At 45.3% G+C, this 25,295-nt stretch carries 27 protein-coding genes; 25 read left to right on the top strand and 2 right to left on the bottom strand.

Annotation, left to right across the window (positions count from 1 at the left end; genetic code table 11):
- The first annotated feature begins 2 nt into the window (after positions 1–2).
- From NSQ54_17060 to NSQ54_16970, 19 genes are all read left to right on the top strand, one after another.
- On the top strand, positions 3–602 hold the full coding sequence (locus NSQ54_17060; GenBank protein WYP26014.1) for a class D sortase: 600 nt from the start codon (positions 3–5) through the stop codon (positions 600–602).
- 593 nt (positions 603–1,195) lie between these two features.
- Complete coding sequence (locus NSQ54_17055; GenBank protein ID WYP26013.1) at positions 1,196–1,891, top strand: response regulator transcription factor; 696 nt, start codon at positions 1,196–1,198, stop codon at positions 1,889–1,891.
- Positions 1,888–2,838, top strand: coding sequence for a sensor histidine kinase (locus NSQ54_17050; GenBank protein ID WYP26012.1), 951 nt, complete (start codon positions 1,888–1,890; stop codon positions 2,836–2,838). Before NSQ54_17055 ends, NSQ54_17050 begins: the two co-directional genes overlap by 4 nt.
- A 79-nt stretch (positions 2,839–2,917) precedes the next feature.
- Positions 2,918–3,847, top strand: coding sequence for an ABC transporter ATP-binding protein (locus tag NSQ54_17045; GenBank protein ID WYP26011.1), 930 nt, complete (start codon positions 2,918–2,920; stop codon positions 3,845–3,847).
- The gene (locus NSQ54_17040; protein ID WYP26010.1) at positions 3,844–4,542 is read left to right on the top strand and encodes an ABC transporter permease; all 699 of its coding nucleotides are present in this window, start codon (positions 3,844–3,846) and stop codon (positions 4,540–4,542) included. The genes NSQ54_17045 and NSQ54_17040 overlap by 4 nt, the downstream gene beginning before the upstream one ends.
- 257 nt (positions 4,543–4,799) lie before the next feature.
- Positions 4,800–6,617 (top strand): hypothetical protein, encoded by a 1,818-nt coding sequence (locus NSQ54_17035; GenBank protein WYP26009.1) that lies wholly within the window; start codon positions 4,800–4,802, stop codon positions 6,615–6,617.
- A gap of 76 nt (positions 6,618–6,693) precedes the next feature.
- The gene (locus NSQ54_17030; protein WYP26008.1) at positions 6,694–7,362 is read left to right on the top strand and encodes a GntR family transcriptional regulator; all 669 of its coding nucleotides are present in this window, start codon (positions 6,694–6,696) and stop codon (positions 7,360–7,362) included.
- A 643-nt stretch (positions 7,363–8,005) separates the two neighbouring features.
- Positions 8,006–8,428, top strand: coding sequence for a phosphonate C-P lyase system protein PhnG (gene phnG, locus NSQ54_17025; protein WYP26007.1), 423 nt, complete (start codon positions 8,006–8,008; stop codon positions 8,426–8,428).
- Positions 8,429–8,443: 15 nt separating this feature from the next.
- Entirely contained in the window at positions 8,444–9,004 is a 561-nt protein-coding gene (gene phnH, locus NSQ54_17020) for a phosphonate C-P lyase system protein PhnH (protein WYP26006.1), read from the top strand.
- The gene (locus tag NSQ54_17015; protein ID WYP26005.1) at positions 9,005–10,078 is read left to right on the top strand and encodes a carbon-phosphorus lyase complex subunit PhnI; all 1,074 of its coding nucleotides are present in this window, start codon (positions 9,005–9,007) and stop codon (positions 10,076–10,078) included.
- The gene (locus tag NSQ54_17010; protein ID WYP26004.1) at positions 10,075–10,941 is read left to right on the top strand and encodes an alpha-D-ribose 1-methylphosphonate 5-phosphate C-P-lyase PhnJ; all 867 of its coding nucleotides are present in this window, start codon (positions 10,075–10,077) and stop codon (positions 10,939–10,941) included. Before NSQ54_17015 ends, NSQ54_17010 begins: the two co-directional genes overlap by 4 nt.
- Positions 10,934–11,773 carry an ATP-binding cassette domain-containing protein gene (locus NSQ54_17005; GenBank protein WYP26003.1) on the top strand — a complete coding sequence of 280 codons (840 nt, stop codon included), beginning with the start codon at positions 10,934–10,936 and terminating at the stop codon, positions 11,771–11,773. Before NSQ54_17010 ends, NSQ54_17005 begins: the two co-directional genes overlap by 8 nt.
- 14 nt (positions 11,774–11,787) lie before the next feature.
- Positions 11,788–12,987 carry a phosphonate metabolism protein PhnM gene (phnM, locus tag NSQ54_17000; GenBank protein ID WYP26002.1) on the top strand — a complete coding sequence of 400 codons (1,200 nt, stop codon included), beginning with the start codon at positions 11,788–11,790 and terminating at the stop codon, positions 12,985–12,987.
- Positions 12,988–12,989: 2 nt separating this feature from the next.
- A complete protein-coding gene (phnL, locus tag NSQ54_16995) occupies positions 12,990–13,691 on the top strand; it encodes a phosphonate C-P lyase system protein PhnL (GenBank protein ID WYP26001.1) in 702 nt (233 codons plus the stop codon).
- On the top strand, positions 13,691–14,536 hold the full coding sequence (locus NSQ54_16990; GenBank protein ID WYP28582.1) for a PHP domain-containing protein: 846 nt from the start codon (positions 13,691–13,693) through the stop codon (positions 14,534–14,536). The genes phnL and NSQ54_16990 overlap by 1 nt, the downstream gene beginning before the upstream one ends.
- 94 nt (positions 14,537–14,630) lie before the next feature.
- Positions 14,631–15,677 (top strand): PhnD/SsuA/transferrin family substrate-binding protein, encoded by a 1,047-nt coding sequence (locus tag NSQ54_16985; GenBank protein WYP26000.1) that lies wholly within the window; start codon positions 14,631–14,633, stop codon positions 15,675–15,677.
- A 16-nt stretch (positions 15,678–15,693) separates the two neighbouring features.
- Positions 15,694–16,458 carry a phosphonate ABC transporter ATP-binding protein gene (gene phnC / locus NSQ54_16980; protein ID WYP25999.1) on the top strand — a complete coding sequence of 255 codons (765 nt, stop codon included), beginning with the start codon at positions 15,694–15,696 and terminating at the stop codon, positions 16,456–16,458.
- A gap of 14 nt (positions 16,459–16,472) precedes the next feature.
- On the top strand, positions 16,473–17,258 hold the full coding sequence (locus NSQ54_16975; protein WYP25998.1) for an ABC transporter permease subunit: 786 nt from the start codon (positions 16,473–16,475) through the stop codon (positions 17,256–17,258).
- A complete protein-coding gene (locus NSQ54_16970; GenBank protein ID WYP25997.1) occupies positions 17,255–18,100 on the top strand; it encodes an ABC transporter permease subunit in 846 nt (281 codons plus the stop codon). The genes NSQ54_16975 and NSQ54_16970 overlap by 4 nt, the downstream gene beginning before the upstream one ends.
- A gap of 868 nt (positions 18,101–18,968) precedes the next feature.
- Here NSQ54_16970 and NSQ54_16965 read toward each other — a convergent pair.
- Positions 18,969–19,793 (bottom strand): methyl-accepting chemotaxis protein, encoded by an 825-nt coding sequence (locus NSQ54_16965; GenBank protein ID WYP25996.1) that lies wholly within the window; start codon positions 19,791–19,793, stop codon positions 18,969–18,971.
- A gap of 282 nt (positions 19,794–20,075) precedes the next feature.
- On the bottom strand, positions 20,076–20,783 hold the full coding sequence (locus tag NSQ54_16960; GenBank protein WYP25995.1) for a hypothetical protein: 708 nt from the start codon (positions 20,781–20,783) through the stop codon (positions 20,076–20,078).
- A 181-nt stretch (positions 20,784–20,964) separates the two neighbouring features.
- On the opposite strand from NSQ54_16960, the gene NSQ54_16955 reads away from it, so the two are divergent.
- The 6 genes from NSQ54_16955 (at position 20,965) to NSQ54_16930 (ending at position 25,279) form a co-directional block, all read left to right on the top strand.
- A complete protein-coding gene (locus NSQ54_16955; protein WYP25994.1) occupies positions 20,965–21,159 on the top strand; it encodes a hypothetical protein in 195 nt (64 codons plus the stop codon).
- A gap of 103 nt (positions 21,160–21,262) precedes the next feature.
- A complete protein-coding gene (locus NSQ54_16950) occupies positions 21,263–21,805 on the top strand; it encodes a GNAT family N-acetyltransferase (GenBank protein WYP25993.1) in 543 nt (180 codons plus the stop codon).
- Positions 21,806–22,251: 446 nt separating this feature from the next.
- Positions 22,252–22,758, top strand: coding sequence for a zinc ribbon domain-containing protein (locus NSQ54_16945; GenBank protein ID WYP25992.1), 507 nt, complete (start codon positions 22,252–22,254; stop codon positions 22,756–22,758).
- A gap of 18 nt (positions 22,759–22,776) precedes the next feature.
- A complete protein-coding gene (locus tag NSQ54_16940; protein WYP25991.1) occupies positions 22,777–24,177 on the top strand; it encodes a zinc ribbon domain-containing protein in 1,401 nt (466 codons plus the stop codon).
- 18 nt (positions 24,178–24,195) lie between these two features.
- Positions 24,196–24,843 carry a hypothetical protein gene (locus NSQ54_16935; protein WYP25990.1) on the top strand — a complete coding sequence of 216 codons (648 nt, stop codon included), beginning with the start codon at positions 24,196–24,198 and terminating at the stop codon, positions 24,841–24,843.
- Complete coding sequence (locus NSQ54_16930) at positions 24,827–25,279, top strand: hypothetical protein (GenBank protein ID WYP25989.1); 453 nt, start codon at positions 24,827–24,829, stop codon at positions 25,277–25,279. The genes NSQ54_16935 and NSQ54_16930 overlap by 17 nt, the downstream gene beginning before the upstream one ends.
- The last annotated feature ends 16 nt before the right edge of the window (positions 25,280–25,295 follow it).

Below are 25,295 nucleotides of genomic sequence, written 5' to 3'. Positions count from 1 at the left end.
TCTTGAGAAAAGGGAAGTCACTAATCGGGCTTGCTCTCATCGTAGTAGGAATGGTGTTTGTCTCCATTCCTCTCTACCATGAGTGGCAGCAAACAAAAGGTGTATCGGCACTTGAAGGCGCACTTGCCTCACTTGAAGTGGATCCTCTCCATGGATCAAGCCAGGAGCTGACTACACAGTGGACAGAGGAAGAATTAAAAGAGGTTAAGACGCTTGAAATTCCTTCTATTGAGCTTAAACAATATGTTCTCGGAGAAACGACAGAAGAAAATCTCGCCCTTGCTTTAACTCAGATCAATCCGAATCAAACACCTGGAGACGGAAACTTCAGCATTGCCGGTCATCGCGGGTATCGTGGAGATCGTCATTTCAGACAACTTTCAAACGTAAGTGATGGGGATGAAGTTCGTTTAACTTCCGATGGAAAAACGTATGTGTATGAAGTGAACAGCATCTCAATCGTTGAGCCTACTCAACTAGATGTGCTCGATGATTCAGATGAAGCGGAAATTACATTGATTACATGCACGTTGTCGGGGGAGCAACGGTTAATTGTGAAGGGTGTGCTTTTAGAGATTATTGAGGAAGCGCAAGCCGTATAAGGGAAACAGAAACCAGCCTATGTAGAGATAGGCTGGTTTTTATGTGTGGAAGTGCCCGTTTTTATTTAAATACGTTTGACTGGCTCAGTGACTTGATCGGAGCGAACGCGCCGTGCTGTTCGAACGAGCGTTCGATCATTTTTGTACATAAATCCACTATCAATCGCAAAATGGATAATCCGATGCGGGGTTTCAAGATAAGTAGTTGACTTAAAGTAATATTTATTTCCGTTGTTAAACGTTAAACGATAATAAAAAATAATGGTTCATCTCCTTAAAAAACAGTAAATCTAGGTATTTGATAGGGTAAGGTTAAATTTGGTTTGATCTGTAAGAATGTGTGGGCACTTCCACGAAAAGTATAACGAAAGCATCACGACGATTGAAAGGTATTTTGAGATCTGGTCTTAAAAGTGCATCCTAAGTCTGACATGACACTTACGTAGAATTAAGAGGTTGCGCTTACAATATCTTATTTTTAATACTAAATAAACGTTTGTTTAAAAGGAGAGGATAAACTCTATGTTGTCTTTGTTATGAAGGTTGGTTTATTTTTAAGAGACAGACAATGATGAGAAGAGGCGTTTATTGAAATGGGACAGATTTTGTTAGTAGAGGATGACCGAGCGATTAGCGACATGGTTCGAACGTATCTAGTGAATGAAGGGTTTCGTGTGAATACGGCGTTTACAGGAACTGAGGCTGTGATGAAGATGAGACAAGAATCCTATGATCTAGTCTTACTTGATTTGATGCTACCTGAGCTAAATGGTATGGATGTGCTTCAGCAGCTAAGAGAGAAAAGCTATACACCAGTCATCATTATGTCAGCCAAGGATGGTGATGCGGATAAGGCGTTAGGTCTAGGATTTGGAGCGGATGATTATGTGACGAAGCCGTTCTCTATGATTGAGCTTGTAGCGCGGGTAAAAGCAGTCATCCGCCGTTCTACAACGTATCAAGAGAGTGATGAGCAGACTCCATCGGTCCTTCGTGTTCACGAGCTGGAGATGGACTTGGATGGATTGGTCGTAAGGAAAAACGGAGATGAGATTTCACTTACATCAAAGGAATGGAAGATCTTAAAGCTGTTACTTGAGAATCAAAAGCGGGTGCTGACCAAGGAGCAAATCTACCAGGCTGTATGGGACGATCATTATTATGGCGATGAGCATGTTATCAATGTACATGTAAGCAGATTGCGAGAAAAGATCGAGAACGATCTTGCTAAACCAGCTTATATCAAAACGGTTTGGGGAATTGGCTACAAGCTTGGTGAGTTCAAATGATTATCTTTCTACTCTTGGTGATCATGGGATTAATTGCGGCTATATTCTATCTATCTTATGTAAATCGAATGAGAAGAAGAGAGCTTACAAAGATCACTCGTCAGCTAGAAGAATCGGTTCACTCCGACGATAGCCAGCTGTTTCTTGTAAGAACCGATGATGTACAGATCATTGAGCTATTAAATCAATTAAACCAGTTTGTTGAAAGCAACAGGGCACAAAGAGGACAGTTTGTTCAGATGGAACAGTCCATGAAACGTATGCTCTCAAACATTTCACACGATGTGAAAACACCGTTAACCGTTATTGCAGGGTATGTGGAAATGCTGCAAATGCAGCCAGGGCAATCTGAGGCAGAGCGTATACGGATCCTTACGCAAGTGGAAGAAAAAGTGAATGAGATGATTGCATTTATTCAAACCTTTTTTGATCTAGCGAAGCTTGAGGCAGGGGATGTTGAGATCGAGCTCGCTGAAGTAAATGCGACGGAGGTCTGTAAGCAGCAGCTGCTACGTTTTTATGACATGATTGAAAGCCGTGGACTTGAGGTGGAACTTGATCTTCCAGACCACGCCGTGTATGTGCTTGCAAATGTAGACGCACTAAAACGGGTGTTTGATAATTTAATCTCTAATGCGCTGCGTTACGGAGCAGATGGAGGAGTCATCGGACTTCGGCTAATAGAGTCTGAAACCACCGTCTCCCTTGAATTATTTGATCGTGGTGCGGGTATTCGCGAATCAGATCAAGAGTTAATCTTTGAGCGGATGTTTACATTGGAGGAATCGAGAAACAAGGATTTCCAAGGAAGTGGGCTTGGATTAACGATCACTAAGCGGTTGATTGAACAGATGAAAGGGAGCATTACTGTTCATTCCATTCCGTATGAAAAAACATCCTTTACTTGCACATTAAAGCGAACCCGGGGTGGCTCCTTCTTTTCTTGAGACTTTTGTGAGATTTGCTTAAGAGAAATGAAATGCTTAGGCCCTACAATAAGCTCATAGAAGTGAAGGAGGAGACAAGATGGAATACATTGTGCAAACACGAGATGTAACGAAAAGATATGCTGGACAAAACGTTGTATCAGACATGTCTTTAAACATAAAAAAAGGCGAGATTTATGGCTTTCTTGGTTCAAATGGAGCAGGGAAATCCACGATCATGAAAATGCTGACGAATCTCATTAAGCCAACTAGTGGAGAGATCTTTGTATTTGGTGAAATGATTAAAGAAGGATCGTTTTCCTATCTAAGTCGAATTGGTAGCATGATTGAGTATCCGATTTTTTATGAGAAAATGACTGCGTATGAAAATCTTGAACTACACTGTGCGTATATGGGTTACCACAATAACCATTCTATTGATGAGGCCCTTGAACAGGTCGGTTTAAAGGATGCACGAGACAAACGTCCGAAAGACTTCTCTCTTGGAATGAGGCAACGACTCTGTGTAGCACGAGCAATTCTCACCAAGCCGGATCTGTTAATTTTAGATGAACCCATTAATGGCCTGGACCCAGAAGGTATCCATTCAATGAGGCAGCTCTTTCAACGGCTGAACCGTGAATACGGAATGACGATCCTGATTTCTAGTCATATTATCGGAGAAATCGAGCAAATTGCCGATACCATTTGTTTAATAAAGGACGGCAAGTTACTTGAAGAGACCTCAATGAAAAAACTGAAGGAACAAAATACAGAGTATATTGAGCTTGTCACTAATCAACCAAATAAAGCAGCATTAACCCTACATGATCAACTGAAAATCACAAACTTTAAGGTGGTTGACCAGCAAGCTATTCGAATCTTTGAGACTCAGATCACTCGTGCTCAAATCTCCAAAGCCTTGATAATGGAAGACATCGACATTCTATCCATTCAAACGAAACAAACTACACTTGAGGACTATTTTATAAAAAGAGTGGGTCTAGCTAAGCCGGGGGTAAAATCATGAAGTATTTAATGAAGCTAGAATTAAAAAAACATCCAATTGCCTGGTTCATTAAAGGATCCATTCTTGCAAACGTACTAATTGTTAGCATGCTAATCCTTCTCATTTATGTTGAACAACTAGAAGGTGAGGTCGTCTACCGGACAGCGAGTGATTTTTACATGACGAGTGGCATCCTCATTCGCGCCACATTCATCGTGTTCGCCGCAGTGCTTATTTCTAAATTAGTCATTGACGAATTTAAGAACCGCACCAGTCTTGTTCTTTTTTCATATCCTATCAATCGGAAAAGTCTCATGATCGCAAAGATCCTTCTCATCTTTGCATTGACCTTGAGTGCAATGGTGATCTCTACCCTTGTTGTTGTAGGGAGCTTTATCGGGCTAAATGAGTTGTTTGGTTTTGCTGATCATCTAAATCTAACCAGCCAATCCATTTGGCCAGAACTACTTAGTATGATGCTCTTTAATATTGTTGCTGCAGGAACCTCACTTGTGCCCGTATACTTCGGCATGCGCAAACACTCCGTTCCAGCAACCATTGTCTCCTCCCTGATCATCATTTTGATCACGAACTCGTCCTTAGGCACGGAGTTCTCGCTTATCAATCTACTCTATCTACCGGCGATCCTAGCTGCTGTAGCAGTGATTATAGTTATGCAAACTGTACAGAAAGTAGACAGAATGGATTTGAGATAGAGTAAGGTTTGAAGACACCTCTATTTAGATAGGGGTGTTTTTTTACTATACGCAGATCCTGCCGTCCCCTCCTTTGGTTGGAGAATGAGGCAGGACTTTCGTTTGGTGGGATTTTGTCGAATGCTCAGAATTTATTTCTATAGTAATAACCTTTTTACCAATTTTCGTCATATAGGTTGATCATAAAGAGCCATTTAGTATAATGAATTGGTATAAAAATGGAATCAAATTTACCGGGTGAGTCTGGAGTGATCCATATGAAAACATGTCCTAAGTGTCAGGGTCAAATAAGTGAGAGTTCACGCTTTTGTACAAAGTGCGGAGCGAATTTGAACGGAGGGAAGACACGCGAGGCGAAGGGGCCGAAAGCGAGTCGAACAAAGTGGTATGTCATTGGAGGCAGTGGAGTTGTTCTTGGAGGCATCCTTTTCTTTAGTGGGCAGGCCGCTGCAGATAAGGAGAATGTACTTGATTCCTTTCTTGAGGCAGTAGCGGAGCGGGATCAGGCTGCGGTGAAGAAGCAGTTGGTCTCAAACCATCCGGATCAGGATGTAGATGATGAGCACGTGGAGGCTTTCTTTGATGTGCTGGACAATTCGAGTGAGGCACATGGAGAGCTGATCCAGAAGTGGATTGCAGAATCTGATGTGATGGATAGTGCTCGTTCGGTTTCTTATTATGATGGAAGATATGAATCGTTCCCCGTTTCCTTTCAACAAAACGGGAAGAAGTGGTTGTTCTTTGATAACTACGAGTTTGTGTTGGAGGCACAGCCATTAACGGTGAGATCGAACGTGAGCGATGTAACTCTTCAGTTAAATGAGGAGCCGGTTGAACCTGAGGAATCAGACAGTGACTTGTATTTAGGTGACTTTTTACCTGCAACCTACCAGGTAAAGGGTGCCGTCGAAAATGAATTTGGTGCGAATGAACAGGAGTCGACGGTGAATCTGTATCGTGCCTCTTCTACTAATTTGGAGTTTGATCTTAAGACGGTCTCGCTTGAGGTGAACAATATGCTTGAGGGCACCACGCTCCATGTGGATGGAAGTGACGAGGCTCTCCCTGTGACAAGTACGCCTTTTGAATTTGGTCCGGTTTTAACAGATGGCAGTTTGAATTATTATATCGCCGCGGATACGGAAGAGTTTGGTACGCTTCAAAGTGAAGCCACCCCGATTGATGGTTTGGAGCTTACGTCGAGGTTTACTCCGAATGAGGAGTTGAAGGAGCAGATAGAGAGTGTAATGCATGACTATTTATTGAGTCGGCGTGTAGCTAAACAGGAGAAGGACACTGAGAAGTTGGTGTATGCATCTGATTCAATCAAGTCGGACATTGAATCAGGTTTTGAAAATACATCAATCTGGAGAAATGATACATTTTATGCGGGGTACCTGCTAGAAGCCGGGTTTAACTGGGATCGCACGTCTCTGGAGAAAACCCATCATGGCTGGAATATTCGAGTACCCGCCTATGAAAAATGGGAAGAAACGGAGTACGAAGAGGGAGACGATCCGATCCTTGATGAAGTTAATCATTCGTCCATCTACGAGCTAAAGTATGAAGACGGCGAATGGCTGGTTGAATCAAGAGAATCCCAGTACAATGAAGTCGAACCAACAGAAACAACTGGATTTGATCGGGATGAGCAGGATGAAGAGTCTTCCACAGAAGCATCGATTGAAGAAGGCGTGAAAGTTAGACTGACGGATAGCGAGGCAGATCGACTGATTTCAAGTTTTGTGCGTGGTTATGTGAATGGAATTAATAGTGGAGATGCTACACACATAGAGGACCAGGTGACCTCTGATTATCAAGAGGAAGTCGATGCATATATGAAGGATGTGAATGAACGTGGAATTAGACAGCGTTTAGGTAGAGGGGAAGCAACAAATGTGACGTTGAACGATGACGACTCGTATACAGTTGAAACAAAAGAAGAATACGAGATTAGCCCAAAGGACGGCGACTACACAAAGAGAACGTTCGAAGCCTCTTATAAAGTTGTCTACGATGAAGGCGATGAAACGTGGAAAATCTCTGAGCTGAACGAAACAAATGAAGTAGATTAATAGAAGCAACACCTCTATTTTTAAAATAGGGGTGTTGCTTTTATAGGTATAATAGAAACATGAGGAGGGGACGCGGATGGTTGGGAAAAGTGAGTCGAGGGTGTATGACGAATTGCTGGTGATGATTGAGAGCGGAAACATCAAACCAGGCGGACAAATGCCGTCTGAGCATGAGCTGGTCCAACAGTTCGCGGTCCCCAGGTTAACCGTGCGGAAAGCTTACGAGCAGCTAGAAAGCAGGGGATATGTTATCTCGGTAAAAGGAAAAGGACGTTTTGTCAAAGAAGCCTCGAAACAAGTGAAGCTGCACATGTCTGCTAGCGAAAGCTTTACCGAGAAAATGCTTGCGGCTGGGTACAATTTGCGGACGGAGGTATTTGAAACGGAGTCGACGGATGAGTGGTTTAAGATCTCTCGCCTGCGTGTGCTGGACGGAGAGCCCATTGCCATTCATATCTCGTTTATAAGTAGAAGGTTGTTCCCGAAGATTGAGGAAGATGGTCCGGGGATTACATCCACTTTTGCGTACTACCAGTCGTGCGGGTACACGACGTTTTCAAATGGAAAGTCCGTGCTTTGCGTCCAATTTCCATCGGCTAACGATCAGGAACGACTAAAATGCTCAGCTGTTGTCCCGCTCATAAAACTTGCAGGCAGCACAATGGATGAAGCGAGCGGAGAGCTGTTGGAGCGAACGGAGATACTGTACCGCGGGGACAAATTTACATATGAATTGGATCATTAAGTGAGCAGCAACCATCTGGGGTGAGGATGGTTGCTGTTTTTTTGGTGGGGATGGGGCGGGATTGATGTGATGGGAACGAGATTGATGCGATGGAGGAAGGATTGATGTGATAGGGCACGGGATTCATGGGATAGAGGGAGGATTGATGCGATAGGGCACTGGATCCATGCGATGGAGGAGGGATTGATGTGATAGGGCGGGATTCATGGGATAGAGGGAGAATTGATGTGATAGGGCGCGGGATCCATGCGATGGAGGAGGGATTGATATGATAGGGCGCGGGATTGATGCGATGGGAGCAGGATCGATGTGACAGAGCAGGAGAATTGGAGCATTAGGAAGTGAGAATGGAGCGTTAGCGGGAGAATTGGAGCATTAGGAAGTGAGAATGGAGCGTTAGCAGGAAAAGTGGAGCATTAGGAAGTGAAATTGGAGCGTTAGCAGCGATATTAGAGCATTAGGGTGCCGGTAGTGTTTGTCAAAGTGAAACGATAGAGTCCGAGGTGAAACGATCCCCTCGCAAAGTGAAACACTCTCCCCATCCCCCTACACATGTAAACCCCCATTTACAAAACCTTCAAACCCTCTTAAAACACAGCCACTTGGCGCCAAGTTAAGATGAGTGTGTAGAGGAGGGGTTATGATGAATCGCCTAAAACGGACGGAAGTGTTAATAGAGTCGCCGCCAGAGGTTGCGCACCAGTTGGCGGAGGAAATCATTCAAGCGTACGAGGTCATTGAGCTACTGGCACCGAGGCAGGGGCTCGCGATGATGAAGATGCGGGAGTCGGCGAAGAATTCGCTGTTTTATATGGGTGAGGTGCTGATCACGGAGGCAATGGTGGAGATTAACGGCAGTGTTGGCATCGGCCTTATTAAAGGGGCGGAACCAACACGGGCACGCGACTTGGCAATCATCGACGCGGCGTTTGTGGCCGAGCTTCCGGAAACGATAGCCTGGGCGCAACGTCTACATGAGGAAGCAGCCACCCTCAAACACAAAAGAAACCTCGAACACGCACAGTTACTAAAAACAAAGGTGTCTTTTGACACGATGAGTACATAGAGGAGGCGGACATAGATGCAGGTGGATATGGTACATGATACGCAACGAGCATTTCGGACGGTGCTGGATGCGATGGCGCGTCCGGGGAAAATTAGCCGTTTGCATAACTCGCAAAACGCAACGGCCATGCTGGCGCACACACTTCTAGATCGGGAAGTAAGCTACCACATGCTCCCGGGCTTCGACGAGCAACTCCAACAAACGATTGCGCTCCACACGCTAGCGCAACAAGTAGATCCAAGCAATGCGGACTTCCTATTCATTTCAGCCGCCACCCCGCCACACCACATTCAAGAGGCACTAACCGAAGCGAAAAATGGAACACTTATCGATCCGCACCAATCTGCAACGATCATCATCCAAACGCCACACATTTCAGAAGGAACAACATGGCGGTTAAAGGGACCGGGGATCCAATCGACCACACAGCTTACATTCCACTTCCCACCCGCATTTCACCAAATCCGCCAAGCTAAAAATCAGGAATACCCGCTCGGCATCGACTTGATCATCGTCGATACGGCCGGGCAAATTGCGGCAATTCCGCGGACGACACTCATGGAGGAGGTTATGTAAATGGGCTATGTTGCGGTAAAAGGAGGGACTAACGCAATTAAGGCATCAATCGAACAGCTACAATACAACCGAATCAAAGGCGGGCAGCTACTAGAGGTTCAGACCATCCTCCACGCAATGAAAGCACTGGTGGATCAGGTGATGTCTGAGAGTAGTCTTTATGCCCCAGAGCTTGCGGCGCTTGCGATTAAGCAGGCGGAGGGCAGCATGGAGGAGGCAGTTTTTATCTTAAGAGCCCACCGCTCGACGCTCCCTCGGCTCCACTATACGGAGACGGTTGAGACAAGCCAAATGCGTGTGTCACGGCGGATTTCGGCGAGCTTCAAAGACATCCCGGGCGGACAAATTCTTGGAGCTACCACGGATTACACGCACCGGCTTCTCGACCCCGAGCTTCAAACGGAAACACACGAGGACATCCTAGAAAAAATCACAAAGTACCAGCAAACCCAACCTGAATCTGAAAACGCACGAACCTATCCAAAAGTGGTGGATTACCTGAGGGAGCAGGGGCTATTCCCAACCTACCAACACGACAACTCGGCTCCTTTTGACATCACAAAGCAAAGCTTAACCTTCCCGGCTCCTCGTAGTGCGAGGCTTCAAACGCTGACAAGAGGGCAGACGGGTGCGGTCACTTCGCTTGGATACGCATCACTTAGAGGGTACGGGCAGGTGCATCCGACGGTGGGAGAGGTTCGCGTTGGGCAGGTTCCGCTAACGATTGCGCATCCGCATTACGCTGATGATCCGTATTATATCGGTGAGGTAGAGGTGACGGAGGTGGAGTCGTTTGTACCAACCACGTCAGGAGATACGCTGGATTTTGAGATTGGATACGGGCTCTGTTACGGGCAAAACGAGACGAAGGCGATAGCGATGAGCATTTTAGATCAGTGTTTGGACCATCCGGAAGCGCCGTTTCCAACGCATGATGAGGAGTTTGTGCTCTTACATATTGATTCGGTTGAGGCTTCAGGCTTTATCTCTCATTTAAAACTGCCGCATTATGTGACGTTCCAATCGAAACTGGATCGTGCGCGCGAGGTACGGAAGGAGCAGGAGCAATCGTGAACACAGAGCACCATTTTGCATTTTTTGATGAAGGATCGAAAAAGGAAATTAGGCGGGCATTACTTAAAGCGGTGGCAATTCCCGGGTTTCAGGTACCATTCTCATCCAGAGAAATGCCGATTGCACGCGGCTGGGGAACAGGTGGATTGCAGATTACGTTGTCACTCATCGGTAAAACGGACAGCCTTAAGGTGATCGACCAAGGCTCGGATGAATCGGTGAACGCGGTCAGCATTAAACGGCTAGTCCAGCAAACAACAGGTGTGGAGGTCACGGATGCAACGGCCGAGGCGACACTCATCCAGTCAAGACACCGAATTCCCGAGGTTCCACTCACGGCAGATCAGCTACTTGTTTTACAGGTGCCAACACCTGAGCCGCTCCGGGACGTGGAAGCGAGTGAGGCGAAAACGAGAGTTCTACACTCAGAAGAGGACTACAGTGGTGCGTGGCTTCAGTTGTTTGAGCAGGTGATGAAATATGGGCGGACGGCAACTGGCGCGGATCATCCGGTGTTTGTGCACAATCGCTATGTAATGGCACCAAGCCCGATCCCACGTTTTGATAATGCAAAGCTTCATCAATCGGAAGCGCTCATCTTATTTGGGGCAGGTCGTGAGAAAAAAATCTATGCGGTGCCGCCATATACCGATGTCCGCTCCCTGGCGTTTGAGGATTATCCTTTTACCACAGAATCATTTGATGGGAAGTGCTGCAAGCTTTGTGGCGCAGACGATGTCTTTTTAGATGAAATCTATGATGAGGTGACGGGTGTGACCGACTATCAGTGCAACGATACGAGCTATTGTATTGAGCAACTGAATGCACAAACCTCACAAAAAGGAGAGGTGGAGCATGCATAGTCAACCAATTTTACAAGTCCAAGGACTGAATAAACAATTCGGTGCGGGATGTACGTCTTGCTTTGATCAATCTACGCGTGCACTTGAGAAAAATTATTGCCCTCACTGTGGCACGGTGTACGCGTGTCAGGACATTTCCTTTGATCTTTTTCCGGGTGAAATTTTAGGGATTGTCGGGGAAAGTGGCAGCGGGAAATCAACGCTGATGCAGTGTCTTTATTTTGATGAAGTGGCGAGCTCAGGGGCGATGCTGATCTATCGCGAGGGCTTCGAGCATTTGAACAGCTTAACGATTTCAAACCAGCAAAAGCGCTACATCCGCAATCATCTTCTTAGCATGGTGTATCAGAATCCCATCCGCGGACTCAATATGAACTATTCAGCGATTGGCAACATTGCAGAAAAGTTAATCGCGGCTGGGGGACGGAATGTCGGCATGATGGAGGCAAGAGCGGAGGAGCTGCTTGAACATGTGCAGATCCCATTGTTCCGAAAAAAAGAAGCACCAAAGCATTTTTCTGGTGGAATGCAGCAGCGTGTACAAATTGCGAAGGCGCTCTCAAATCATCCGCCAATTCTCTTTTTAGATGAGGTAACAACGGGGCTTGATTTGTCGGTACAGGCAAAGGTGCTTGATCTCATCAAAACGATTCAGCGTGAGCTGGGAATCAGTATGTTGGTAGTATCGCATGATCTAGCGGTCATTCGGATGCTTGCGGACCGGACACTGGTAATGCTGAACGGTAAGGTCATTGAGCAAGGCTTAACAGACCAAATTCTAGAGGATCCACAGGGTGCGTATACGCAGCAGCTTGTGTATTCCATGCTATAAAAGGGGGCAGCGATATGCTTGTGATTCATAACGGAAAGCTAGTGCTAGAGGAAACGATTCTTGAAGGATTTGCAGTTTTGGTAAATGGGGATGAAATTCTGGATGTGATCCCTGCCTCAGAGCTTGTTCACGACCCAACTGATGAGTGGATTGATGCGCAAGGCGGCTACATTACGCCTGGTTTTATAGACATTCACTCGGATTACATTGAGTCGATTGTTTCGCCACGTCCAACGAGTATGATGGATGTTCATATGAGCTTACGCGAAGCGGAGCGAATTTTAATCGGGAATGGCATTACAACGATGTATCACTCCCTTTCCTTATATCGTGAGGACGTGTTCACACATAAGCCGATGCGCTATCCGGAAAATGTCCAACGATTAATTGATGCGATTCATCAGACTCATGAGCGAGAAACGTTGATTCATCACCGACTTCATGCGCGTTTTGAGATTGATAATCTGGATGAAGTGGACCGGTTGAAACAGAACATTCAAGACGGGAAGGTTCACTTGCTTTCCTTTATGGATCACACCCCGGGCCAGGGGCAGTACCGGGATCTTGAGGTGTACCGCGATACATTAAAAGGCTACCGCGACCTTACAGATGAAGAGGTGCATTCGATTGTGGAGGAGCGTTTGCAGACGCCGGTGCTGACGCTTGAGCGACTAAAAGAAGTGTCAGAATTTGCCCGCGAGCATGATATTCGTGTGGCTTCTCACGACGATGATGATGTGCAAAAGATTGACCTCGTAAAGGAAATTGGCACCACGATTAGTGAGTTCCCTATTACGCTAGATGTGGCGAAAAAGGCAAAAGAGTGCGACTTGCACATTGTTGTTGGCGCGCCAAACATCCTGCTCGGTGGCTCGCACTCTGGTAATCTCTCGGCTGCGACTGCGATTCAAGAAGGATGCGCGGATATTTTGTGTAGCGATTACTACCCGTCTGCCCTGCTTCATGCGGTGTTTACGTTACATGAACAATATGGGTTAGAACTTCATAAGGCATTCCACCTCGTAACAAGGAATCCAGCAAAAGCTGTTGGGATGGAGCATGAGATTGGCACGATTAAGCCGGGTCTCAGGGCGGATCTGTTGATTATTGAAAAATTGGCGGATGGTCACCCAACTGTTACGACCGCTATCGTCCGGGGCCAAGTGACGTCGCAAACGTATTACAACCCGCGCACAACGTTGAGTGAGGTGTGAGTATGACGACACCCCTTTTACACGTTGAAGGATTTGGTAAAACATTTGGCATCTCGCATTTACAGCAGACCATTCAAGCGGTTCGTGGTATTGATTTTTCTGTGGAAAAGGGTGAGTTTCTTGGCATTACCGGGAAGTCCGGCAGCGGGAAATCAACTATATTAAAAAGTTTGTACCGAACGTATTTGCCAGATGAAGGCGAAATTTGGTTTGATTCAGAGGCGTTTGGTCTCCTCGACTTAAGCCAAGCGACCGAACAGGAGATCATTTATTTACGTAAGCATGAAATTGGCTATGTGTCACAATTTTTATCCGTGATGCCGCGGACGACCTCGCTTGAGCTTGTGCAGCAGTCTCTGCTTGAAATGGGGGAATCGGCGGAAGTGGCAGCCGAGGAAGCTACCTCGGTGCTCCAGCATTTTGAACTCGACGAAAAGCTTTGGCACACATACCCGAATACCTTTTCCGGGGGCGAGAAGCTGCGCTTAAACATTGCGATTGCATCGGTGAAGAAGCCGAGACTGCTCCTGCTTGATGAACCAACCGCAAGCTTGGACGAAGCATCAAAAGCACGGGTGCGGGAGCTGTTGCAAAAGCTTAAGCTCGGTGGAACGACTTTAGTTGGGATTTTTCATGACCTAGAGTTCATGGACGGCTTATGTGATCGCGTGTTTGATATGAGCGAAAGGGTGGGGGCGCTGTGATGAAGGCAGACCTCCACGTTCACAGCCATTATTCGGATGGTTCTGATTCCGTAGAAGAGGTACTGAATCAGGCACAGCAGCAGGGGGTTACGCACCTGAGCTTTGTGGACCACGACACGGTCGCTGGGGTTTGGGAGGCGATTGAGCGTGGTCGGAGGGTTGGGATTGAAGTCATTTCGGGCATTGAAATCTCGGCATATGACTTTAAGCGCAACCGGAAAGTGCACGTGCTGGGCTATGCGTTCAGCGTGGCGGCATCTGCAATTCAGGCGTTGTGCCAGCCCTTGTTAGACCGTCGTCATGCCCATTCATTGTGGCAAATGGAGCGGATTGCCGAGGCGGGTTATTCGGTTGAACATAAGCAGGTCGCGCGCCTCGCTCTTCCAAGTGAAACCATCTACAAACAGCACATCATGGCACACCTCACAGACGCCCCATTTTCCTCCCCCTCCTACCAAACTCTTTACCGCTCTCTTTTTAAAGGAGATGGTCCCGCGGCAGGTGACATCATCTACGCTGACGCCTTTGACGCGGTTCGTGCGATTAAAGAGGACGGCGGACTAGCCGTTGTTGCTCATCCCGGGCAGCTTGATTCCTATGACCTGATCCCAGAGCTTGTGGAAATTGGGCTTGACGGGGTGGAGCGAAATCACCCTGATCACTCCTCCACAGACCATGCGGAAATTGATGAGCTTGCACGCGACTACGATCTACTTTTAACCGGAGGATCGGATTACCACGGCTCCTTTGGCACCCCTGTTACGATCGGAAGTGAGGCGTCCAATTTGTCGAACGATGACCGTTTTCTTCAACTTTGTAAACGTAAGATGAAAGAACATTGGTAATTAAGTAAATTTCCAATAGGACGAAGAAAATTATGGTTAAATGAAGTGGCAAATAGCATGGCCAAAAAACGATTGATCGAAGGGTGGATGAAACGTGTTTAGAAAGAGATTTGGTTTAGCAGCAGTTGCAATGTTAACAGCAGGACTCGTAGCTTGTTCGGATGGAGATGAAGGAGGCGGCACATCAGCGTCAGCAAGTACAGACAATGATGATCCGATTAACTTTGTGTGGTACCCAAATGAATCTGGACAAGACATGACTTCATCACGCGACGCTATTGGCGCGATTATTGAAGAAGCCACAGGACGTGAAGTGAATCACCAACTAACAACGGACTATGCGATTGCCATTGAGACGCTTGTTAACGATAACGCGGAAATGGCATTCATGGGCGCACAAGGATACATAGAGGCCAATGATCGCAGTGATTCTATTCAGCCACTTGTCGTTCAATCTGGTTCATCCGGTACAATCGACGATGCGGTTTACTACAGCTGGCTTGCAGTCAATGTAGATGACGAGGACGCATGGAAAGATGGAGAAGAATACAATTTAGATGAGCTTGAAGATAAGACAATGTCTTTCGTATCAAACAGTTCCACTTCAGGATTCAAGGTGCCTGCATCTGGAATCATGGCTCAATTTGAAGATAAAGATTTAAGCGAGGAAGACCTGATGGAAGGCGGAGCACTGTTTTCTCAAGTTCTATTCGGCAACTCTCACCAAGGATCTGCTGTAAATCTATTAAATGGAAACGCTGACGTTGCGGCGTTCTGTGATTCATGTGTAGAGAACTATGTAGAGCTTGTTGAAGGCGAAGATAATCGTCCGGGATCAGTTTACAAAGTAAAAGACGATGCTGCTGAGCCGTTTAACACCGTAGCAGGTAGCGAATTTGTATTAATCAGTGTCACTCCAGTTCTTAACGCACCATTTGTTGCGAACATCGACATGCTTGGAGAAGAAACATTTAACAAGCTGCAAGAGTTCTTTTCAACGGACGAGGTAGCGGACAACGAAGAAATTTTTGTTCCAGAAGACTCTGAGGAATCTGCACTATTTTTCAAAACAGAAAACGAACGCTTTCTTCCTGTAGAGGATGACTGGTTTAACCCGATTCGCGAGTTATCAAACAAGTAAAAGGGAGTGACAATCAGTGGTTCTCTTAGATGTAAAAGGACTTCGTAAATCTTACCAAGCTAATATAACCGTTTTAGATGATATACAATTTCAGGCAAAGGCGGGAGAGTTCCTATCTGTGATCGGACCTTCTGGCGCGGGGAAGTCTACACTTCTCCGTTGCCTAAACCGTTTAATAGAAGCGGACGCCGGCGACATTACCTTTGATTCAAAAGACATTCGCGCACTAAATCGCAAAGATCTGCGTAAAACAAGAACGGACATCGGTATGGTGTTCCAGCACTATAATTTAGTTCCGAGACTGACAGTCATTGAAAATGTTCTGCACGGACGCTTTGGTTATAAGTCCACGCTCAAAGGAGTGCTAGGCATTTTCACCGAAGAAGAAAAAGAGCGCGCCTTTTATTTGCTGCAAAAGCTCGGCATTGAGGAGCACGCGTACAAGCGTTGTGATCAGCTAAGTGGAGGGCAGCAGCAGCGAGTGGGAATCTGTCGTGCGCTTGTACAAAATCCAAAGCTCATTCTCTGTGATGAGCCGATTGCTTCCTTAGACCCTCATTCCTCTAAGGTGATTATGGATTATTTAAAACTGATCACGGAAGAAATGGGCATTACATGTATCGTCAATCTGCATCAGGTGGATGTCGCGCAAAGCTACTCCGACCGGGTCATTGGCTTAAACAGTGGAAAACTGGTGTTTGAAGGTTCGCCTATCCAGCTCACGCAAAGCTTCATTAGTGATGTGTACGGGATGGATACAAAAGAGTTAATCACAGGGTAAGGATGTGTGTGTTGGTGAATGAGCAACAATTTAAACGGCGGAAGTGGAAAAGCCTTACGTTCTTCCTGATCATTATTGGGATCACATGGCTTTCCGCTCATCTCACCGCCTTTAATTTCATTGAAGGATTTACGACCATCCCCGCAGCATTTATGTGGATCATTGAAAATCTCTGGATCACAAGTGAAACACTCGAGCGCTTGCCGGGCATCCTTGATCGCTTAATCGAGACAATTCTCATGTCGATTGCAGCTACAACAATCGCGGCAGTAGTCGCTTTTTTTCTAGGGATTGCCGGGTCCAATACAACCTCAAGCAACACCCTGCTAAGCGGTTTCGCTCGCTTTGTTGCTTCGGTTGCAAGGAACATCCCAGTGGTCGCATGGGCACTCATTCTGTTACTATCATTTGGACAAAATTCGATCACAGGATTTCTAGCTCTTTTTATCGGAACGGTTGGACTGTTGACTCGTGCCTTTATCGAAGTCATTGATGAAGCCGGACTTAGTGCATATGAAGCACTCACAGCCACAGGCGCAACCTACTTCCAAGTGGTTGGCAAAGCAGTGATGCCACAAACATTACCGCAAATGGTCAGCTGGATTCTCTTTATGATCGAAACTAATATTCGCAGCGCCACACTGGTCGGATTACTAACTGGGACTGGCATCGGTTACTCATTTGATCTCTATTACAAAATGCTCGACTATCAAACTGTTACCTTAATTACGATGCTAATCATTATTACCGTTATCTGTATTGAACTCACATCGAATAAAGTTAGGAAGGTGATACTATGATCGCCTCCGAACATATTAAACGCACGCGTGTTGGCAAAATTAATATCAAAGTTGGAAACAAAGTGGACCGCGTCTTGCAGTGGACGATCGGTGTACTGGGACTATTAACGATTCTCGCCTTCTTCTTTTTTGACTATAGAGGATTTGAGTTCGTGCGTGCGGTCACCGAAACAGCGAGCAACCTGAAAACGATGTTCCTCCAGCCAGGCCTAAGTCATTTCGGCTGGGGCCACGCTGCCTACCAAGTTGTGCAAACACTCGCCTTGGCCTTGCTCTCCACCGTAATCGGAGCCGTCATTGCGCTGTTTCTTGCACTCTGGTCAGCCGATAACCTCTCTGTAAAATGGGTCGCCCAGCTCATCAAAGTGTTCGTCGCATTCATTCGCGCCGTGCCCACCGTACTCTGGGTGCTCATCTTCGCGATCGCTGCAGGACTCGGAAGCGCCGCGGCCATACTCGGAATGCTCTTCCACTCCGTCGCCTACCTCGTCAAAGTGTTCTCCGAATCCTTTGAAGAAGTAGACAAAGGCATGATCGAAGCCCTGCGCGCAACCGGCGCCGGCTGGTGGCAAACCGTCACCCACGCCGTCCTGCCGCAGACCTTCACCTACCTGCTCTCATGGACCTTCCTCCGCTTCGAAATCAACTTCGGCGTCGCCGTCGCCATGGGCGCCGCAGCCGGAGCCGGCGGAATTGGGTTCGAGCTGTTTATGGCATCAGGCTTTTACTTTGATCTGAGGGAAGTCGGGTTCATTACGTACGCGATACTGATCGTGGCTGTGTTGTTGGAGCTTACTTCAACGAGGCTGAAGCGGAGGTATTTTCCGACGAAGGTGAGTTGAAGGTGAGGGAGATAGGGTTGAAGATGAAGATGAAGAAGGGGACCCCGCTGGTGCGGGGTTTTTTATTGTTTTGTGGGTGGGAGCAGGATGTGGGGTATGGGGGAGTGCGGAGTGGGTGCGCGGGAATGAGGTATGGGAGCGCGAGAGGAGGTGCGCGAGTGGGAATGAAAGTGCGCGGGAATGGGGGTGAGGTGCGCGAGATGAAGTGAAAGTGCGCGGGAATGAGGGTGAGGTGCGCGAGTGGGAATGAAAGTGCGCGGGAATGAGGGTGAGGTGCGCGAGTGAGGGTGAAAGTGCGCGGGAATGAGAGTGGAGTGCGCGAGTTGGGGTGAAAATGCGCGGGAATGAGGAGGATGTGCGCGAGATGGATGTGAAGTGCGCGGGGATGAGCAATGCGTATGCCAAAATGCTTAAACTAAGAGATTAAAATTAATAGAATGCGAGATGTATAGAATGAACGCACGTAGTCTATACTGAATGTAAGTCATGACCATTTCTCCTTCACGTTTTGTTTTTAGCGATAAAAACCTTTTGTGAGAGATGGTTGTGGCTTTTTGAGTTTGGAGTGCGAGGGAATAAGGACGTTGGCGCAAGCTGAGTTGAGAGTGGGCTCCGCCCAAAAAAGCAAGAAATGCTCAAAATCGAAAGCTCTCCGCTCAAAAAAGGAAGAAATGCGCAAAAAAGAAGGCACTCTGCTCAAAAAAGCTAGAAATGAGCAAAACCGAAGCCTCTCCGCTCAAAAAAGCTAGAAACGCTCAAAATCGAAGGCAAACGAGAAATGCTCATTGCTCAAAATCCTCACCTCATCTTACCTACCCCAACCACAAAAAAACCCCCCTCCCCACAACGGAGAGAAGGCCCACCTCATCTAGTTCGCACTCACTTTCTCAAAATAAGATTTCATCTCTGAACTCACCTGCTCAAGGTCATTAATCAGCTGGCTAAAGTCAGTGACGAGTCCTGACTGCTCAACAGATGCCTGCTTAATTTTACCTACTCTCGACACAAGTGCCTCCATGTGACTCTGTATATCTACGAGAGATTCATTGATTTTACCGGTTGTTTTTGTTGTTTCATCCGATAGCTTTCGTACTTCTCCTGCAACAACGGCAAACCCTGCTCCGGCTTCTCCAGCTCGAGCCGCTTCGATGGATGCATTTAAGCCCAGCACCTTCGTCTGGCGTTGGATGTTTGTGATTTCTTCTGCTGATACAACGGTTTGATTTGTCAACGTTAATGACTGAGTCGATTGGTGCGAAATCTGTTCACTTGATTGAGCTAATTGGTTTGAGTGATCGGCGACAACCTTTGAAGCCTCTTGAAGGCCATCAATAATCCCACCGATTGTATGCATATACTCATCAAGCTGTCGTTTTGATTCCAATGAACGAACTGCTGCGAACTGTCCAATCACTTGACCTGTTTCATCTTTAACAGGAAAGGCGCGCACAAATACAGGGACGCCATATACCTCTTTCGGCAAGTTCTCAGCTGTATGCTCTCCAGCGAAAACCTTCCGGGCATTAGGATCATCCTTTGCAATAGGGCTCCCCACTGGAATATATAAGTCAATTTCAGAACTAGGTAAAAACTTAAGAAACTTTTCACGGTCTGTAATGGCTATGAGAATATCCTTACCAAACACTGTTTGAATATCCTCTGCCGAATCTACTAAACGCTCTAATTGATTCATCTTTCGTTCATCCTCTCATTGCCAATCTACTTTATGTATCGACTTGATCTAAAAAACATTTTTTGCACAAAATTTGACAATGAACTCATTTATTTTTATTCATACAAATTCTCAAGCTCCCTCGTTTAGGTAGAATGCACTAGGTGTATACCCTGTTTTTTATAAAAGTATAGGTAAATTTTTAGATGCATGCTGTTTTTTAAAGCAATTATGCATATTATCTAGCTTTATAAATAAAAAAAACTTCCTCTCCAACGGAAAAGAAGGTTATGTCTTTAGTCTTTAGGTTAATGGAATAAAATCACTATGAGTCTGCTCAGTCACAACAGGGTATCCTTTTGAATTTGGATAAACCATAAATGAACGGCTGTCCTTTAATTCAACATACGCTGATCTTACTTTACTAAATGGTGTATGTAAGACGATAAACTCTTCAATATTGTCATTCGAGAAGGGATGCGATTTATCAATCCATCCGTCTAAAAAGTTCTTTAGGTTCTCATAATTTGTCGCATAGATGAAGCGTTGATCAGAGTAACTGATGTAGAGCAGGTCATTCACAGGATCATGAATCACACTCTCAATGCCTTTTGCGGTAATGACTACCCACTTCCTTGATGTTGTGTATCTATCAAAGTGACCTAACTTAGTCATGATTTTTCTACTTTTAAATCGGATGGTACTTGTTGAAAGGATCTCGTCTGAGTGGGCTAAAAGTGAAGTTTTCATTCGCTGGTTATGGGCAGCGTTTGAGAAATATGTATACATAATAATTGAGCTAACAGATGCTAACCCGAATAATGCAGCATGTGTTCCTTGTTGAGTGAAAAGATGAAAGGATATAGGAAGAAATAGTAAAAAAGGGAGAGTCGCTAACAGGAACATCTTTCTTTTTTCCTTCTTTGAAACTGCGTGTGTTGGTAAGACAATCCTTGGTCTAATTAGATCATTTGTTACTTGAGCTTTTTTTAAGTAGAGGATGTTGTTCATAGGTGTAAGTCGCTCCAATGGTCTTGTTATGTCTAATCTATAATAAATTCCTCATACCATATTCATAAATTATTAATTATTATTATATCTTTGTAACAAATTCAAGTCCTTTATCCCATCTCTAGTTTTACTGAAAAGTCAGTGGGGAATAGATCTATATCTAGAAAAAGAAGGTGAGCACATGCGAAAACTTTCAACAACTAGAATCGTATTAGTAGTCCTTATCCTCATAGTGGGAATCCTAGAATTTGCAGACGTCATTTCTATAATCGGAGAACCAGTTGTAAGATACTGCATCTATGGCGGTTTATTTCTAATGATTGCCTACCAACTCTTTGAAGCCAAACAACAAGACAAGAATCAATCCGATCAGTAACAAGCCGAGCAACCACCAACCCGGATGGTTGCTTTTTCTTGTAGATGGACACGCTAACTTGGTAGGATACATAAGTACGTATTTTGACATTGGAGGACCTACCATGAGCAACGATATTTTCCGCATCGCCACAAGAGAGGATGCGCCTGCTTTTCTTGAATTAATGAACACAGCTTTTAAACCACTTGCCGATATGGGCATCGACTGGCCATCGACTCGCGCTACGCTTGAGATGGTCACTGAAAATATAGAAAAATCCACAGCCGTTGTGCTCGAACGCGATGGTCGACTTGTCTCAACGATCACGATCCGATTCCCGTGGGAGAGCACCACACCCGTTTCCGGGTATCCTTTTGTCTGGTGGTTCGCGACCGCCCCTGATCTAAGTGGACAAGGAGTCGGCAACAAGCTGATGGATTATGTGGAAAACGAGCTACTTATCAACACATTTAAAGTACCTGCTTATGTGCTTGGCACCTCAGGCCGCAAACACCCGTGGCTGCTGGATATGTATAAGCGGAAAGGGTATGTGGATTATTTTAGTCATGAGAGTGACAACGGAGATCTTGGTGTATTGATGTACAAGGTGTTGATTCCGGAACGGTTTGATCAGGACGTTCTAGGGACGCCGCCGATGGGGAAATAAAAGCAGCGTAGTAGCTATTGGAAAACCCGCATGAGTGACATGCGGGTTTTTTGTTTAAAACTGAAAAACGAGAAGTAAGAGGTACCACGCCCTCACTTCTCGTTAACTGAAAGGTGTTCAAGCTTTCAGTACCAGTTCAGCTGAGCCTAATCAACTGAAAAATACAAGTTGTTCATCACATAGCTTGCAACAGTTAATGAAAAATTGCAATATTCCGCACACCACTCGTGCGGTTTTTTTAATTACAAAAGTACAGTATCACCGTAATATGAGAAAGTGTTACCAACGCCTATAAAATCAAGGTTTTCCAGATACATAATTAAACTGGAATCAATGTCATATTGCCACTTTATTTTACAAACTGTACTAAATAAATGGTTACTTTTACACAGTCCTTTTGTATAATGGAAAAATGTGTTTTTAAAATGGAAGGGGATTGGATTGAAATGTCATCAAGCTGGAAAGAAAAAATGGAGGAAGGTCTCTCCAAAGTTCAAGGTGGAATTGATCAAGGAAAGCAGAAAATCCAAACGACTCAAGAGTCAATGAAAATCAAACGTGAGATTCAAGAGCAGTCAAGGTTAAAAGCAGAGGCTTTACTCAAGCTAGGGCAATTGACATACAAAAAGCTACGCGAGGGATCTGTTCATGATCGTGACCTACAAGATGCAAGCGCTGAGATTGTTCAACAGGACACATTCATTTTTCAAAAGAATAAAGAACTTGCTGTATTAAACGAACAATCTACAGAGGTTGCTGTATGTGGAACGTGTCAAAAAGAGAATGATGCGAATGCAGCGTTCTGCGGCGGATGTGGCGCAGAAATGAAAAAGCAGGATCAACCGTTGGCAACAGCTGTTACACCTTGCCCAACCTGTAAAACAGATATGCCAGACGGGGCTAACTTCTGCCCTTGCTGCGGAACGGCTACAACAAATTCAACAACCATCTAAGAAGATACGGAGGAAGCTATGTACTGTAAACAATGTGGAACAAAAAACGCGGCAGGTTCCTTGTACTGCCAACATGATGGAGTCGAGCTTGAGACTTCAGTGAAAGAAACAAAAAGCCCCATTCTTAGCTCGCAAAAACTGGCTCATTGTACAGCATGCAGCCATTCAATAACGAGTGATGCCCTGTATTGCACCCATTGTGGGATGGCGACGGAGAAGGTTGAGTCGGTTAGTCATCAATCTCAGCCTATACATACACCAAATGCAGCTCTTGTGCAGAGAACATCAGAACCTATTTCAATTTTAAAATTAGCGATTTACCCTGTAGTTGCACTTATTGTATTGAGTATTCTTTCCGCTATGGTAGCAGGATTATTTAATCAAATCCTAGCTGATGAACTGTTTGGGATGGGTAGCTTAGGAGTAAGTATTTTCTCATTCCTAGATATTCTTCTTATTCTTCATTTTGTGAGCACAGTGTTCAGTGTAGACGGTGGGTTTATAGATGTGTCTCTTGTCATGCAAGGAGGTTTTATCCTTTATCTAATCGTCCCAGCTCTTGTATTTACAGTGAACGGCTTGTTGTTAGGGAGGAAGACTCGAGGAATCCCACCTGTGCAACTAACTCGCACAATCGTAATTCCAGCAGCAATCTATTCACTTCTCCTAGCTGTTCTTAGTTTATTTGCGTCCAGGTCGATTGAAGTGATGGATGGTGGATTTGTGTCCGTGTCCGCAACAGCGTCCTATGGATTTTTTAGTGCAATCATTCACGCCTTTGTCATCAGTGCGTTATTTATGCTCATTGGTTTAACAATCGGCCGTAAATTCTATGAATTTAGTTATCTAGCAGCATTTAAACGCGCAATGCTCCATTCTGCTTTATGTGTTGCACTACTCTTGGGAGTGGCTGGACTGACTACTGCTACAGATAGTGGATCAAGTGATGCTGGAACTCCAGTTGTAGCGACGCAACTTGCCGCTTACTACTGGCATGTTAGTCATTTCCTGACCATTTCAGCGGATGTCAATGCAGATTATGAAAGCTACTCCATTAGCTATAACACATTAACGGGAGCGAAGTCTTCGATCGGTGATGAATTTCAAGAAGAAGATATTAATGAATTAGCAGGAATGGCACGAATCTTGTTTATTGTTCCTCTCATTGCACATGGACTTGCAGGATTCTTCTGGATCGCGAAGCAGCAAGTACCATTGCGTCGTTCAATTGGTGCATATGCAGTCTCTGCAGGACTCATTCACATGATTTTCATTTGGCTATCTTCGTTCTCTATCTATTTCCTATCAAACACAGCAGATATTGGAGCTTCGGCTATACTAGGCTTCATCTTTACTACTATTATGGCCGGCGCAGCCGCATGGACAGGATATCAAATCAAACAAAAATTCTTTGCATAAAAAGAGTGGAGTGAACCGATGAAGAAACTAGCAACCCTTAGTTTCCTTTCCCTGGTACTTGTGTTAAGTGCATGTACGGGGAAAAGTGAGACAAGCGAAAAGGCAGAACCAGTGAGTGAAGAAGTCGTGGATACCAGCGAAGAAGCTGTTGCTGAGACAGAAGAAGACTTAGTTGAAGAATTGGTGGAAGAGGTAGTTTTGGAAGAGGAAGAGCCGGAACCTGAGTTTGTGGAGCTTACGGATGGAGAAGTGAAGGAGATTGTTGCGAGTGAAGTGTATGACTTGCGAGTGATCTTTGATACATTCCGTAACAAATGGTATGACGAAAAAAAGTTCCCTGTTTACAGACCAGAGGTATCTCAAGAAACGATTCGATCAGAAGCCGAGGCTGATTTGGCTGATACAGGGCTTTCAGATGCATTTATTCAATCAGATGCATTTTTAGATACTGTCTATGCCTATACCTGTGATTGTGGTGCAGGAGATTACTCTGTTCCTAATGAATTGGACAATCGTTTTCAAGTAAACAATCAAGACGAATCCACTATCCACGTTTCATTTTTAGATTTTCTTCCAGAACAGTTTGAAGACATCTCTGCTTATGTGTGGGAAGTTGAGCTGACAAAAGAAGACGAGCAGTGGTTTAGTCGTGGCAGATACTACTGAAATGACAACATTAGAGGAAGATAAGCCTTACGATATTAATGATCCCATTATGGAAACATTCGTCCCTACGAACGTCTCATTAGATGACCTTCAAAGCTTTGAATATGATTGGACGGACTATGTAGATCAACCAACGGGATTTCACTCCGTAAAATTAACGTATCTTGGAGATGATCTGTTTGATGTAAGAGTCGATGAAGCGACTCCTTATGGAAAACAATTAGAAACATATGAAGAACATTCAATTAAATTAGAAAATAACGCGCTTCACTTTTCATATGATTTTGCAGGTCATAGTGACAGCACTGGCGTTATTACCATTCAATTACAAGACAATGGGGTACGTTACATAAAAAAAGTGACGGATCAGCAAAGTGGCTGGTTTAACTGGGACGTAGATGTCACATTAACCAAGGCAGGAAAACTAATCTTTTAACTAACATCCAGGAGTG

It is taken from the genome of Alkalihalobacillus sp. FSL W8-0930 (assembly GCA_037965595.1).
Taxonomy (GTDB): domain Bacteria; phylum Bacillota; class Bacilli; order Bacillales; family Bacillaceae_D; genus Alkalicoccobacillus.
This window is presented reverse-complemented; position numbering and strand designations above follow the sequence as displayed.

Bases quoted from the DNA above. Each gene is read 5' to 3' on its own strand.
- NSQ54_17055 (WYP26013.1), top strand. From the start codon at position 1,196: ATGGGACAGATTTTGTTAGTAGAGGATGACCGAGCGATTAGCGACATG.
- NSQ54_17050 (WYP26012.1), top strand. From the start codon at position 1,888: ATGATTATCTTTCTACTCTTGGTGATCATGGGATTAATTGCGGCTATA.
- NSQ54_17045 (WYP26011.1), top strand. From the start codon at position 2,918: ATGGAATACATTGTGCAAACACGAGATGTAACGAAAAGATATGCTGGA.
- NSQ54_17040 (WYP26010.1), top strand. From the start codon at position 3,844: ATGAAGTATTTAATGAAGCTAGAATTAAAAAAACATCCAATTGCCTGG.
- NSQ54_17035 (WYP26009.1), top strand. From the start codon at position 4,800: ATGAAAACATGTCCTAAGTGTCAGGGTCAAATAAGTGAGAGTTCACGC.
- NSQ54_17030 (WYP26008.1), top strand. From the start codon at position 6,694: ATGGTTGGGAAAAGTGAGTCGAGGGTGTATGACGAATTGCTGGTGATG.
- phnG (WYP26007.1), top strand. From the start codon at position 8,006: ATGAATCGCCTAAAACGGACGGAAGTGTTAATAGAGTCGCCGCCAGAG.
- phnH (WYP26006.1), top strand. From the start codon at position 8,444: ATGCAGGTGGATATGGTACATGATACGCAACGAGCATTTCGGACGGTG.
- NSQ54_17015 (WYP26005.1), top strand. From the start codon at position 9,005: ATGGGCTATGTTGCGGTAAAAGGAGGGACTAACGCAATTAAGGCATCA.
- NSQ54_17005 (WYP26003.1), top strand. From the start codon at position 10,934: ATGCATAGTCAACCAATTTTACAAGTCCAAGGACTGAATAAACAATTC.
- phnM (WYP26002.1), top strand. From the start codon at position 11,788: ATGCTTGTGATTCATAACGGAAAGCTAGTGCTAGAGGAAACGATTCTT.
- phnL (WYP26001.1), top strand. From the start codon at position 12,990: ATGACGACACCCCTTTTACACGTTGAAGGATTTGGTAAAACATTTGGC.
- NSQ54_16990 (WYP28582.1), top strand. From the start codon at position 13,691: ATGAAGGCAGACCTCCACGTTCACAGCCATTATTCGGATGGTTCTGAT.
- NSQ54_16970 (WYP25997.1), top strand. From the start codon at position 17,255: ATGATCGCCTCCGAACATATTAAACGCACGCGTGTTGGCAAAATTAAT.
- NSQ54_16965 (WYP25996.1), bottom strand. From the start codon at position 19,793: ATGAATCAATTAGAGCGTTTAGTAGATTCGGCAGAGGATATTCAAACA.
- NSQ54_16960 (WYP25995.1), bottom strand. From the start codon at position 20,783: ATGAACAACATCCTCTACTTAAAAAAAGCTCAAGTAACAAATGATCTA.
- NSQ54_16955 (WYP25994.1), top strand. From the start codon at position 20,965: ATGCGAAAACTTTCAACAACTAGAATCGTATTAGTAGTCCTTATCCTC.
- NSQ54_16950 (WYP25993.1), top strand. From the start codon at position 21,263: ATGAGCAACGATATTTTCCGCATCGCCACAAGAGAGGATGCGCCTGCT.
- NSQ54_16945 (WYP25992.1), top strand. From the start codon at position 22,252: ATGTCATCAAGCTGGAAAGAAAAAATGGAGGAAGGTCTCTCCAAAGTT.
- NSQ54_16940 (WYP25991.1), top strand. From the start codon at position 22,777: ATGTACTGTAAACAATGTGGAACAAAAAACGCGGCAGGTTCCTTGTAC.
- NSQ54_16935 (WYP25990.1), top strand. From the start codon at position 24,196: ATGAAGAAACTAGCAACCCTTAGTTTCCTTTCCCTGGTACTTGTGTTA.